The sequence below is a fragment of the Raskinella chloraquaticus (SeqCode) genome, from assembly GCF_021731865.1.
GTDB classification, from domain to species: Bacteria; Pseudomonadota; Alphaproteobacteria; order Rhizobiales; family UBA4765; genus Raskinella; species Raskinella chloraquaticus.
In genome coordinates, this window is sequence record NZ_JAKFWN010000024.1 from 85,749 (window position 1) to 98,554 (window position 12,806).

8 protein-coding genes are annotated in these 12,806 nt (G+C 60.9%); 4 read left to right on the forward strand and 4 right to left on the reverse strand.

All coding sequences use genetic code 11. From position 1 onward, the window contains the following. The first annotated feature begins 90 nt into the window (after positions 1–90). Positions 91–1,200, forward strand: coding sequence for a sulfite oxidase (locus ACINK1_RS08640; protein ID WP_376800897.1), 1,110 nt, complete (start codon positions 91–93; stop codon positions 1,198–1,200). Positions 1,201–1,203: 3 nt separating this feature from the next. On the opposite strand, the gene trmFO is transcribed toward ACINK1_RS08640, so the two are convergent. The 4 genes from trmFO to ACINK1_RS08660 all read right to left on the reverse strand — a co-directional run bounded on the left by trmFO (position 1,204) and on the right by ACINK1_RS08660 (position 7,886). After that, positions 1,204–2,607 carry a methylenetetrahydrofolate--tRNA-(uracil(54)-C(5))-methyltransferase (FADH(2)-oxidizing) TrmFO gene (gene trmFO / locus ACINK1_RS08645; protein ID WP_376800896.1) on the reverse strand — a complete coding sequence of 468 codons (1,404 nt, stop codon included), beginning with the start codon at positions 2,605–2,607 and terminating at the stop codon, positions 1,204–1,206. Beyond that, complete coding sequence (locus tag ACINK1_RS08650) at positions 2,604–3,449, reverse strand: patatin-like phospholipase family protein (protein ID WP_376800895.1); 846 nt, start codon at positions 3,447–3,449, stop codon at positions 2,604–2,606. The genes trmFO and ACINK1_RS08650 overlap by 4 nt, the downstream gene beginning before the upstream one ends. Positions 3,450–3,708: 259 nt before the next feature. Beyond that, entirely contained in the window at positions 3,709–6,669 is a 2,961-nt protein-coding gene (gene uvrA / locus ACINK1_RS08655) for an excinuclease ABC subunit UvrA (protein WP_376800894.1), read from the reverse strand. 68 nt (positions 6,670–6,737) lie between these two features. After that, positions 6,738–7,886, reverse strand: a complete 1,149-nt coding sequence (locus ACINK1_RS08660; protein WP_376800893.1) for an alkane 1-monooxygenase — start codon at positions 7,884–7,886, stop codon at positions 6,738–6,740. Positions 7,887–8,126: 240 nt separating this feature from the next. Between ACINK1_RS08660 and ssb the strand changes: the two genes are divergently transcribed. The 3 genes from ssb to gyrA all read left to right on the forward strand — a co-directional run bounded on the left by ssb (position 8,127) and on the right by gyrA (position 12,805). Further along, complete coding sequence (ssb, locus tag ACINK1_RS08665; RefSeq protein ID WP_376800892.1) at positions 8,127–8,603, forward strand: single-stranded DNA-binding protein; 477 nt, start codon at positions 8,127–8,129, stop codon at positions 8,601–8,603. Between the two features lie 52 nt (positions 8,604–8,655). Further along, the gene (locus ACINK1_RS08670) at positions 8,656–9,771 is read left to right on the forward strand and encodes a M20 family metallopeptidase (protein ID WP_376800891.1); all 1,116 of its coding nucleotides are present in this window, start codon (positions 8,656–8,658) and stop codon (positions 9,769–9,771) included. Between the two features lie 283 nt (positions 9,772–10,054). Beyond that, positions 10,055–12,805, forward strand: coding sequence for a DNA gyrase subunit A (gene gyrA, locus ACINK1_RS08675; RefSeq protein WP_376800890.1), 2,751 nt, complete (start codon positions 10,055–10,057; stop codon positions 12,803–12,805). Position 12,806 lies beyond the last annotated feature (1 nt).

A 12,806-nucleotide genomic window follows, 5' to 3' on the forward strand; every position in this document is an offset into this window, starting at 1 on the left:
GCCGGCGACCAAGACTGGGTATCTTCGACGTTTTGTGCTACACTTCCTTGGGATGCGATGCGCATCTGAAACGGAGGCCAGATCGAGCGCATGTCGTCGCTGTCCACCCAGGCAATCGCCTATAAGCAGGGTCTGCGTTCCATTCCGGGCCGCGAAATCAATCTCGAGACGCCGCCTGCGCTTCTCGATGCGCCGCTGACGCCTCTGTCGCGGTTTTTTGTCCGCAATAATGGCGGCATGCCGGCGCTCGATGAGCGCGCGATGGCGAACTGGACGCTGACGATTGACGGGGAGGTAGAGCGGCAGGTCACGATTGGTCTGGATGAACTCAAATCATCCTTCGAGATTGTCGACGTTGAAAGTGTCCTCGAATGCGCCGGCAATGGCCGCGCCGGCTTTTCGCCCGCGACTGATGGGTTGCCCTGGGGTCCGGGAGCGGTTGGATGCGCGATCTGGCGCGGCGTTCGCCTGATGGATGTCCTGCGACAGGCCGGCGTGACGGCGCAAGCCGTCTATGTCGGCTTTGAAAGCCCTGACTGTTGCCTTGATGATTCAACGCGTCCTGCTTTGTCGCGCGGCCTTCCCATCGCCAAGGCTTTGTCACCGGAAACGCTTCTGGCCTTCGCCATGAACGGTGAACCGCTTGCGCTCGTCCATGGCTTTCCCTTGCGCATCGTCGCGCCGGGGTTTCCGGGTTCTGCCTGGCAGAAATGGCTGCATCGGGTCTGGGTTCGCGCTTGCGTCCATGATGGCGAGAAAATGACTGGCCTCAATTACCGCTTGCCAACGCACTCCGTCTCGCCGGGGACGCCCTATGATGCGGATGACTTTGAAGTTATTACCGATCTGCGAGTGAAGTCCCTGATCACATCGCCCGCCAAGGAAGACGAGGTCATCGGCAGCGGGGAGATTGCTGTCGCCGGTTATGCGTGGAGCGGGCACGTTCCGGTAGTGCAGGTGGGCGTATCGGCTGATGGCGGGCAAAGCTGGCAGGACGCTCATCTCGCCGCGCCATCATCACGGTTTGGCTGGCGTCGCTTTGAAGCGCGCCTTCCATGTCCGCCGCAAGGTGAGATCGAACTTGTATCGCGCGCGATGGATGAGGCGGGCAACCGGCAACCTCTCGGGCAGGCGCCCTGGAATCCGCGCGGCTATCTCAACAACGGCGTTTACCGCGTTCCCCTGCGCCGCCGCCGCTGAGCCTTATTCCGCTGCCGCTTGCGTGGCGTCTCCGAGCCAAAGGCCGAAATCAGTCCGCGCCCGGTCGGTCATCGCCTTGCGCCGCTCCATTCCCTTGGGCGGTCGCCGCATCTTGCCATTGGCGCCCGGTGTCGGCGGCAGCGGTGGAAAAAGGCCGAAATTGACGTTCATCGGCTGGAACGATGATGGTTTGCCTTCTTCCTCCACCGCTATATGTCCGCCCGTGATGTGGGCGAGCAGGGCGCCGATCGCCGTCGTCTGCGGTGGCAACTCAAATGGCTTTCCCAACCGTTCGGCGGCCGCCATGCGCCCCGCCATCAGGCCCACAGCCGCGCTTTCGACATAACCCTCGCAGCCCGTGATCTGGCCGGCAAAGCGCAGGCGCGGCATGGATTTCAAGCGCAGGCATGAATCCAGCAGCTTTGGCGAATTGAGATAGGTATTGCGATGAAGTCCGCCGAGGCGGGCAAATTCGGCGTTCTCGAGGCCTGGAATGAGCCGGAAAACGCGCGCCTGTTCGCCATATTTGAGTTTGGTTTGAAATCCGACCATGTTGTAAAGCGTTCCCAGCGCATTGTCCTGGCGCAGCTGTACCACTGCGTAGGGCCGCTCACTGCTATGGGGATTGGTTAAACCAACCGGTTTCATCGGCCCGAAGCGCAAGGTTTCGACACCTCGCTGCGCCATGACCTCGATGGGCAGACAGCCGTCGAAATAGGGCGTCGAGGCTTCCCATTCCTTGAACGCGGTCTGGTCGCCGGCAAGCAGGGCATCAAGAAACACGCGATAGTCGCCCTCGGTCATCGGGCAGTTGATGTAGTCAGCTCCGGTGCCGCCGGGGCCCGCCTTGTCATAGCGCGACTGAAACCACGCTTTGCTGAAATCGATGCTGTCCTTGTGCACGATAGGAGCGATGGCGTCGAAAAAGGCGAGATCCTTTTCGCCCGTCAATTGCCGGATGGCGGCTGACAAATCGGGCGAGGTGAGGGGGCCGGTGGCGATGATCACCTTGTCCCAGTCCTCAGGAGGCAGACGATCGACTTCGCTGCGCTTGATGGTAATCAGCGGATGGGTCGAAAGTGCCGCCGTCACCGCCGCGGCAAATCCATCGCGGTCAACCGCCAGCGCGCCGCCGGCTGGAACCTGATGCGCATCACCCTTGGCCATGACGAGCGAGCCCAGCCGGCGCATTTCCTGGTGGAGCAGGCCAACGGCATTTTGTTCAGCGTCATCAGAGCGGAACGAATTCGAGCACACCAGCTCGGCGCACGCGTCGCCCTTATGAGCATCGGTGCCGCGCACCGGCCGCATTTCGTGGAGAATGACCGGTACGCCGGCGCTGGCAATCTGCCAGGCTGCTTCCGAGCCGGCGAGCCCGGCGCCGATCACATGGACAGGTTCGCTCATCGTGTGATCCTCGTTCTGCTGCCGTCGAAGTCCTTGACGAAGGCCGCGCCATCGTGCCGGCCAAGATCATGGGCAGCGGCAATTCCCTCGCCATCGGTGATGTCGAACTGGCCGGTGCGGATACGTTCCGAGGGCTGGATATAGGTCCGACCCTTGACGATCGGCAGGTTGCGATAAAGGCGCGACAACAGAACCAGCGTCTTGCCCCCCTGTGCTTCGACTTCGGTCAACGGCGCGACCGGTACGTTATCCACCAGCCCGCCATCAAGCGCCACACGGCCATTGGGTCGCATGATCGGCATGAAGGGCGGAACACCGGCGCTGGCGATCAGGCAATCGATCAGCTCACGCCCGTGCACCATGGCGGTCACCGGCAGGAATTCCGCCTTGAACCCCAGTGCGCGGCCAAAGCGTGGATGCACCGGGCCGAAAAGATGCTTCTCGATCTGGTAGGCGGCAATCCCGACCACCGGCGCCAGCAATGTCGGCAGGCCGCGCGGAATGCGTGATACCGCCACCAGGACCCGCGCCTTGGCTTGGAGCTTTTTCAGGGCCTGATCATCGACGAAGAATTCCATAAGCGAGCGATACAGAGCGCCAACCGGAAACAAATCGTGCGAGATGTGGCGCCGCCGCCAGTCGATGTTGGGCACGCTGCCATCGCAGCCCGCGACGATTTTCGGCAGGACTTGAGCGCCGATACCAAGCAGTGCCACAACGGCCTGCCAGGCGCCGGCGCTTGCCCCCACCACCAGCGAGGGTTTGAGATCGAAGCGCTCGGCAAGCACCTCATAGACCCCGTTTTGCCAGTAGCAGCGATTGCCGCCGCCAGCGAAACTCATTGCGTCAAACATTGGCCCACATTTTCGTGCGTTGAAACAAGGGAACAGGATTTATCTTGCTTTGTGGCGGCGTCAAAACAAGCGATACCGCCACTGTGTACCGGCGCCGATGTTTCCTCCTACCATAACAGCATACCGGCCTGGTCGATGAGTATCCTTCCCTACTTAACCTCGTTCCTGTTTTCTTGCGCCGCCCTTGTGGCATTCCCGCACCAGACGCAGGCCGCCGGCAGATAGCGTCCAATCGTTTGCACGCCGGCTACTCAGCCGCCGGACGCGTGATCTGCTTTGTTCGACCCTTGACTGTCGTTCCGGCCGGTTTCTTGACCGACGTCCTGGTCGACAGCCGGCGCGCCAGAAGCTCCCGCAGAAATGCTCCGGTATGGCTTTTCTCGTTTCTGACGATCATTTCGGGCGTGCCTTGCTCCACCAGCTCGCCGCCACCATCGCCACCTTCGGGGCCAATGTCGATCAGCCAGTCGGCTGTCTTGATCACATCGAGATTGTGCTCGATGACGGCAACCGTATTTCCCTGTTCCACCAATTCCTGCAGCACCTCGAGAAGCTTGGCGACATCATGGAAATGCAGCCCCGTCGTCGGTTCATCAAGGATGTAAAGCGTGCGGCCCGTGGCACGGCGTGACAATTCCTTGGCAAGCTTGACCCGCTGCGCTTCGCCGCCCGAAAGCGTCGTTGCCTGCTGGCCGATCTTGACATAGCCAAGCCCGACGCGCGCCAGCATGTCGAGCTTTTCGCGGATCGAGGGTACGGCTGAGAAAAAAGCCGCGCCTTCCTCGACCGTCATGTCAAGCACGTCGGCGATCGATTTCTGGCGGTAATGCACATCAAGCGTTTCGCGGTTGTAGCGCTTGCCTTTGCACACATCGCAGGTGACGTAGACATCCGGCAGAAAGTGCATCTCGATCTTGATGACGCCGTCGCCCTGGCAGGCTTCGCAGCGCCCGCCCTTGACGTTGAAGGAAAAGCGCCCCGGCCCATAGCCGCGCGCCTTGGCTTCCGGCAGACCCGCGAACCAGTCGCGGATGGGTGTGAAGGCGCCGGTATAGGTCGCCGGGTTTGATCTTGGCGTACGCCCGATCGGTGACTGATCGATATCGATCACCTTGTCGAGATGCTCAAGCCCTTCGATCCGCTCATGCGCAGCCGGGTTTTCCTTGGTGCCCATGAGACGGCGGGCGGCTGCGAGATAAAGGGTGTCGATGAGCAGCGTCGATTTGCCCGAGCCAGACACGCCCGTAACACAGATAAAAGTGCCAAGCGGAAAATCGACGCTGATCCCTTTGAGATTATTGCCGCGCGCTCCCACGACCCGTAGCTTGCGCCGGGGATCACCTTTGCGTCGCGCACTCGGAACGGCAATCTCGCGTGCCCCGCTGAGATATTGGCCGGTGAGCGAATTTGGCTCACTCAGAATATCTTCAAGCTGCCCCTGGGCGACAATCCGCCCGCCGTGAATGCCTGCCAGCGGCCCCACATCGACGATGTGGTCGGCGGCATGAATGGCGTCTTCGTCATGTTCGACCACGATCACCGTGTTGCCGAGATCGCGCAGGCGCTTGAGCGTGGTGATGAGGCGCGCATTATCACGCTGATGGAGGCCGATCGATGGCTCGTCCAGCACGTAGAGCACACCCGTGAGACCCGACCCGATCTGCGAGGCGAGGCGAATGCGCTGGCTTTCTCCACCTGACAACGTGCCCGACGCGCGCGACAGCGTCAGATAGTCAAGCCCGACATCATTGAGGAAGCGCAGGCGATCCTGAATTTCCTTCAGGATGCGCCGGGCAATCGTGTTCTGCTTCTCACTGAGGTGAGCGGGCAGCGTGTCAAACCAGCCGCCCGCCTTGCGCACCGACAATGCAGTCACCTCGGAAATCGTCTGTCCGGCACATTTCACTGCCAGCGCTTCTGGCTTGAGACGGGCGCCGCCGCACACTGCACACGGCGTTTCCGACATGTAACGGCCGATTTCCTCGCGCGCCCATTCGCTCTCGCTTTCCTTCCACCGCCGCTCCAGATTGCGCACCACGCCCTCGAAACTCTTTTTCGTCTCATAAGCGCGCAGACCATCATCGAACTTGAAGGCAATGTCTTCGCCTTCCGAGCCGTAGAGGATCTTTTTGCGGACGGTGTCAGTCAGGCTCGACCACGGCTTGTCGAGCGAAAAGCGGTAATGTCGGGCAAGCGCCTCGAGCGTCTGCAGGGAATAGGCCGATGACGATTTGGCCCAGGGCGCAATCGCGCCCTTGCGCAAGGTGAGCGTATCGTCGGGAACGACCAGATCGGCATCCACCTTGCGTTCCGAGCCGAGCCCGGCGCAATGCGGGCAGGCGCCATGCGGGCTGTTGAACGAAAAGAGCCGTGGCTCGATTTCGGGGATGGTGAAGCCCGAGACCGGACAGGCAAAACGCTCCGAGAACATGAGACGCTTCGGCTTGCCATCGCTGTCTTTTTCGTCGGTGAATTCCATCACCGCCAACCCGTCGGCGAGCCGCAGCGCCGTCTCCAGTGAATCGGCCAATCTGGCGGCGGCGTCGGCGCGTACGACGATGCGGTCAACGACGACATCGATATCGTGATTGAACTTCTTGTCGAGCACGGGCGCCGCAGCGATGTCGTAGTAATTGCCATCGACCTTGAGACGCTGGAAACCCTTGCGCTGCAGCTCGGCAATCTCCTTGCGGTATTCCCCCTTGCGGCCGCGCACCAGCGGCGCCAGCAGAAACAGCCGCACACCCTCAGGGAGCGCAAGGATCCGGTCGACCATCTCCTGCACCGTCTGGCTTTCAATCGGCAGGCCGGTCGCCGGCGAATAGGGGATGCCGACACGCGCCCACAACAGGCGCATGTAGTCGTAGATTTCCGTCACCGTGCCGACCGTCGAGCGCGGATTGCGCGAGGTCGTCTTCTGCTCGATGGAGATGGCCGGGGACAGCCCGTCGATCTGGTCGACGTCAGGCTTCTGCATCATTTCCAGAAATTGCCGTGCATAGGCCGACAGGCTCTCCACATAGCGGCGCTGGCCCTCAGCGTAGATAGTGTCGAACGCCAGCGATGATTTTCCCGATCCCGATAGGCCGGTGAACACCACGAGTGAATCACGCGGCAGGTCGAGGTCGACATTCTTCAGATTGTGCTCGCGGGCGCCGCGAATGACGATGGATTTCGACGCCAGCGCGCGGGTAGCGGGATTTGTCATGTCATATTCCAAAACGAAGAAGGCGCCGTTCCCGACGCTTCAAACTGGTCAGATAGCATTGCGTTGACTCAGGCAGCCGTTTGCAGCCAGCCACGCTCGGCCAGGATTTTACGCTCCTGCTCGTTGGCGAACCTGGTATCCCAAATTTCCAAACGTGGTTCCATGACCTTTTGCCACAGGCGCGGCATGAGCGCGATGATGATCATTGTCTTGTAGCCATAAGGCATCGTCGGCGCATCCGCCTCGCAGGCGAGCTGCCAATAGGGTTTGGTTGCAAACATGTGATGATGCGAATGGCGCGGCAGATTGAAGAGAATGGCACTCGAGACCAGCCGGGCGCAGTTCCACGAATGCCGCGGCTCGACCCTTTGGCCGGGAACCCGCACCAGCCCGTAATGTTCGATGTAATTGACCACTTCGAGGTAAAGCTTCCCCTGGATCGCACAACCGATGACCAGCGCAAGGCCGAGCCATCCGCCCAGCACGGCGGCGGCGGCAAAAATCGCCAGGGTAAACATCTGACCGCGTAACCAGCGATTATACGGCGACCATAGCGGCAGCTTGCGCCGTGCCAGTCGCGCCGCTTCAATACGCCACGCCGACAGATTGCCATCGATGATGGAGCGAACGGCAAAACGCAGGACGTATTCCCCGCGCCGTGCAGTCGCCGGATCAGCGTCGGTGGCCACATGGATGTGGTGACCGTAGACATGCTCGATGGAAAAAGACGTGTCGCCGGAAAAACCGAGAAGAAAGCGCCCGACGAACATCGCCAGCCGGTCATTGGTGCGATGGATCAGCTCGTGCGCGACATTGGTGCCGGCCGCGCCGATGAACAGGCCGATGGCGAGCATGCCGCCGAAAAGCGACCAGGCGCCGGTGGCCGCACGCGCCGCCTCAAGATCAACCCCGAAGCCGCGCAGGAGCGGGATGAGGGAGAAAGGATCGCTCGATCCACAAAGGAAAGCGAACAGCGCGACATTGAGCGCCAGCAGCGGCAGCGCCAGAAACAGCTGAAGATCAAGAAACCAGGTCCATGCCGGTCCAAACGCTGCCTTGTCGTCACCAACCGCTTCGTCAACGATTGTTGCCAGAAAAAGCGCCAGGACAAATCCGCTCACCAGCCAGGCGCCGCCAACACATAATGCGGCGATGTTCACTGCAAGGACAGCATTCATGGTGAGATAGCGGGCGTGAACAAGCAGGCGTGCAAGCATCAGGACCACTCCATAGCGTTCACCAGGACGCACACAGTCAGAATGAGCCCATTCTAGACTGAAGCGACAGGCAGGTCGATAGCGGGGATATACGGCGACTCATCGGATGATCAAGCGAGAGGGTAGGCGAAAAATAAGAACATTGTAAGAACATTTTACTTGCCTGCGCTGTTGAGAAGCGATTTATTTGCTTGCGCCGTAGCCTCGCGCCGGGTGAGGTGCGCCATTGGGAGAAACAGGATGGCAGGTAGCGTCAATAAGGTGATCTTGGTCGGCAATGTCGGTCGCGACCCGGAGGTTCAACGCTTTGCGCAAGGTGGACAGGCAGTTAAATTCTCGCTCGCCACGTCGGAGAATTGGCAGGACAAGGCGTCCGGCGAGCGCAAGGAAAAGACCGAGTGGCATAACGTCGTCATCTATAACGAAAACATCGGGCGCGTGGCCGAGCAATACGTACGCAAGGGCTCGAAGATCTATGTCGAAGGCCAGTTGCAGTCGCGCGAGTATACCGACAAGGATGGCAATCAGCGCAAGATCACGGAAGTGGTGCTTCAGCGTTTCCGCGGTGAGATGACATTGCTGGATTCCCGGGGTGGCGGGGAGCGGATGGTCGAGGATGGCGGTATGGGCGCCAGCAGCGAACCGCGCGCACCCGCCAGGCGTACAGCGCCTGCCGCGATGTCGCGCGGCGATCTCGACGACGAGGTGCCGTTCTGAGGTGTGCACGTCAACGCCGGATGTTGATGATCGTCAACCGGAGTTTGGACGCATGTCCGACAAGTTGATCGCTTCGCTGCGGGACTGGGCTGACATCGAAAGCTTCACCCATGATGTTGCCGGCGTTAACCGCATGGTGGATGCGGTGGCGGCTTATGTGGCGGGCGCGCCGGTCAGCATCGAACGGATCGCCGGGCGTGAAGGGCTGGGTGATATCATCATCCTCAAGGCCGGACCGGCGACCGTTGCAAAGCCTGTTCTGCTGCTCTCCCATGTCGATACGGTTCATCCGGCAGGCACCAAATCCGGGCCGCTTGCCATCAGGGTTGATGGCGATCGCTTCTATGGCCCCGGCGTCTATGACATGAAGGGGGGTGCACTTCTCGCGCTGGAAGCCTTCAAGGCAGCAGCGCTGCGCGGCAGTCTGGTGGCGCCAACGGTGTTTATTTTTACGCCAGATGAGGAAATCGGCAGCCCGACGAGCCGCCGTCTTGTGGAAGATTATGGACGCAAGGCCGCCGCGGCACTCGTCACCGAACCGGCGCGCGACGGCGGCAAGATCGTGACAGCACGCAAGGGGGTAGGTATCGTCGATGTGATGATCACCGGCACGCCTGCCCATGCCGGCGTCAAGCATGAGCGCGGGCGCAGCGCCATCCGGGAGGCGGCCCGCCAGATCCTTGCGATAGAGGCCATGACCGATTATGCCCGTGGCATCACCACGAATGTCGGTGTCATCACAGGTGGCAGTGCCCGCAATGTCGTGCCGCAGACCTGCCGATTCGAAGTGGATTTCCGGGCAATCGACCGCGCCGGCGCCACCGAGGTCGAGGCCGCACTCTATAAACTTAAGACCCATGATCCCGATACGACGATCGCGGTAAGCGGAGGGCTTAATCGTCCGCCCTTTCCCCCCAATGATGCGACGATGAAGCTTTTCGCCATTGCCAGGGCGATCGCCGCCAGGGATGGCTGGGCGCTCGATCATGTTCCGCTCACCGGCGGTGGATCAGATGGTAATTTCACGGCTGATGTCGGATGTCCAACCCTTGACGGGCTTGGAGTTGATGGCGATGGCGCGCACACGCTTCAGGAATATGCGCTGCTATCATCGCTCCTGCCGCGCCAGAAGCTGATTGAAGGGCTGCTTGAGAGCAATCTTGCCTGATGACAGCTGAGCGTGACCGGCCAACGCGCTTTGCTGTGACATCTGCCGCTTTGCCATTTGCATGGCGACGGTCATATCGGCTATCGATACTGCCTGTTTTGATTGGCGATCACGACGGAATCGCCTAATTACATTCAGGTGGCAATGTTTCAGGCGCTCATGCGCGCGGGTGCAGCCGACCTCGAGACAGCGACAGTGATGACAGGCAACAGCAAGCGCGGCTTTGGGGGCCTGAGGCCCCCAGTGCCAGGCAGCTGCCAGACAGCCGGTTGAGGAGAAGCCTGTGAGCGGCGATAACAAGGATACCGTAGGCCTGCCCGGCAGCGATCCGTCTGAAATCAGGCCGGTGTCGATTGCCGACGAGATGCGGCGCAGCTATCTCGATTATGCGATGAGCGTCATCGTCAGCCGGGCGCTGCCTGACGCACGGGACGGGCTGAAGCCCGTTCATCGGCGGATCCTGTTTTCGATGTACGAGAACGGCTTTACCTACGACAAGGCCTATCGCAAATCGGCCCGCATCGTCGGCGACGTCATCGGTAAATATCATCCCCATGGCGACCAGTCGATCTATGACGCGCTCGCCCGCATGGCGCAGGACTTTGCCATGCGCGCCCCGCTGGTTGACGGCCAGGGCAATTTTGGTTCCATCGATGGGGATCGCCCGGCCGCCATGCGCTACACCGAGGTGAGGCTGGCGCGGATTGCCGGCGAGATTGTCGATGATCTCGACATGGATACGGTTGATTTCCAGCCCAATTACGACGGCACCGAGCGCGAGCCGGTGGTTATGCCCTCGCGCATACCCAATCTGCTCCTCAATGGTGCCGGCGGCATCGCCGTTGGCATGGCAACCAACATACCTCCGCATAATCTTGGCGAACTCGTCGATGCGGTTGTGGGCCTCATCGTCAAACCGGAGATGACGATCGAGGAACTGAACGAGATCGTCCTTGGGCCTGATTTTCCAACCGGCGGAACAATTCTGGGGCGCGGCGGTATCCGCGTGGCCTACAATACCGGCCGCGGCTCGGTGATCATGCGCGCCCGTGTCGAGGTCGAAACGCGCGCCAAGGACCGCGAACAGCTCGTCGTCAGCGAAATTCCCTATCAGGTCAACAAATCGACGCTTATTGAAAAAATCGCCGAACTCGTGCGTGATAAACGTATCGAGGGCATTTCCAATGTCGCGGACGAATCAAACCGCGAAGGCATCCGCATCGTCATCGAACTGAAGCGCGATGCGGTTGCCGACGTCGTCTTGAACCAGCTCTACCGCTACACGCCGCTGCAAAGCTCTTTTGGCGTCAACATGGTGGCGCTCAATGGCGGGCGCCCGGAGGTCATGAACCTCAAGGACCTGCTCGAAGCGTTCCTGTCATCACGCGAGGTGGTGATCACGCGGCGCACCAAATTCCTGCTCGCCAAGGCCCGCGCCCGCGCCCATGTGCTGGTGGGGCTGGCGATTGCGGTGGCCAATATCGATGAGGTGATCGCCGCCATCCGCACCGCCCCCGATCCGGCAACCGCCAAAGTGCGTTTGATGAGCCGCGCCTGGGACGCCCGCGAGATCACCACAATTATCGGCCTGATCGACGATCTGCGCCACAGGCTCGCCGATGACGGCACCATTCATCTCTCCGAAGAACAGGCCAAAGCTATCCTCGACCTGCGCCTGCAGCGCCTGACTGCGCTGGGCCGCGAGGAAATCCAGGCTGAACTGGAAAAGATTGCAGCTGAAATCCGCGAATTTCTGGCGATCCTCACGTCTCGCGCCCGCGTCCAGGAGATCATTCGCGACGAATTGCTGGCGGCCAAGGCAGCCTTTGCCACCCCGCGTCAGACCGAAATCCTCGAAGCCGAGGGCGATTTCGAGGATGAGGATCTGATCCAGCGTGAAGAGATGGTGGTGACCGTCTCGCATGCTGGCTACGTGAAGCGCGTGCCGCTCTCCGCCTATCGTGCGCAGCGGCGCGGCGGCAAGGGCAGAGCCGGCATGGCCACCCGCGAGGAGGATTTCGTCACTCGCCTTTTTGTCGCCTCGACCCATACGCCGGTGCTGTTTTTCTCATCGCGCGGTATCGTCCACAAGATGAAGGTGTGGCGCCTGCCGATTGCCGCTCCGCAATCGCGCGGCAAGGCCCTGGTCAACATGTTGCCGCTGGCGGCAGGCGAGCGCATTACCACCGTTATGCCGCTGCCGGAGGATGAGGCCGAATGGGCGCGCTTCCACGTGGTGTTTGCCACCACTGACGGTGATATCCGCCGCAATGATCTCGCCGATTTTGTACAGATCAACCGCAACGGCAAGATCGCCATGAAGCTGGAGGGCGATACCTCGATCGTCGATGTGCAGCTGTGCACCGAGGACGATGACATTCTGCTCACCACCAAGCTTGGCCAGTCAATCCGCTTTGCGGTGCCTGAAGTCCGCGTCTTCCAGAGCCGCAATTCGACCGGCGTGCGCGGTATCCTGCTCGCCGAAGGCGATGCGGTGATCTCGATGGCCATTGTGCGCCATGTCGAGGCGTCAGCCGAGGAGCGCTCCTCTTATCTGCGCATGCGCCGCGCTGTGACGGCCGGCGAAGAAGGGCAGCCCGGCGAGCCGGAAGGCGAGGAAATCAATGCCGACGTTCAATTGTCGCAGGAGCGTTACGCTGGCCTGTCAGCCGGCGAACAATTCGTGCTCACCGTTTCGGAGCGCGGTTTTGGCAAGCGCTCATCTGCCTACGAATATCGTGTCACCGGGCGTGGTGGCAAAGGTATCGTCGCCATGATCACCAACGCCCGCAATGGCGGAGTGGTCGCCGCCTTCCCGGTGGAGCCAAGCGATCAGATCATGCTGGTGACCGATGGCGGCCAGATGATCCGCGTTCCGGTTGATGACATACGCATCGCCGGGCGCAACACCCAAGGCGTTACGATTTTTGACACCGCCGATGGCGAGAAAGTCGTGTCGGTCGAACGTATTTCCGATCAGGGTGAGGACATCAGCGACGATGCGGCCCCGCTCGTTGATGGTGACGAGGGCTGAT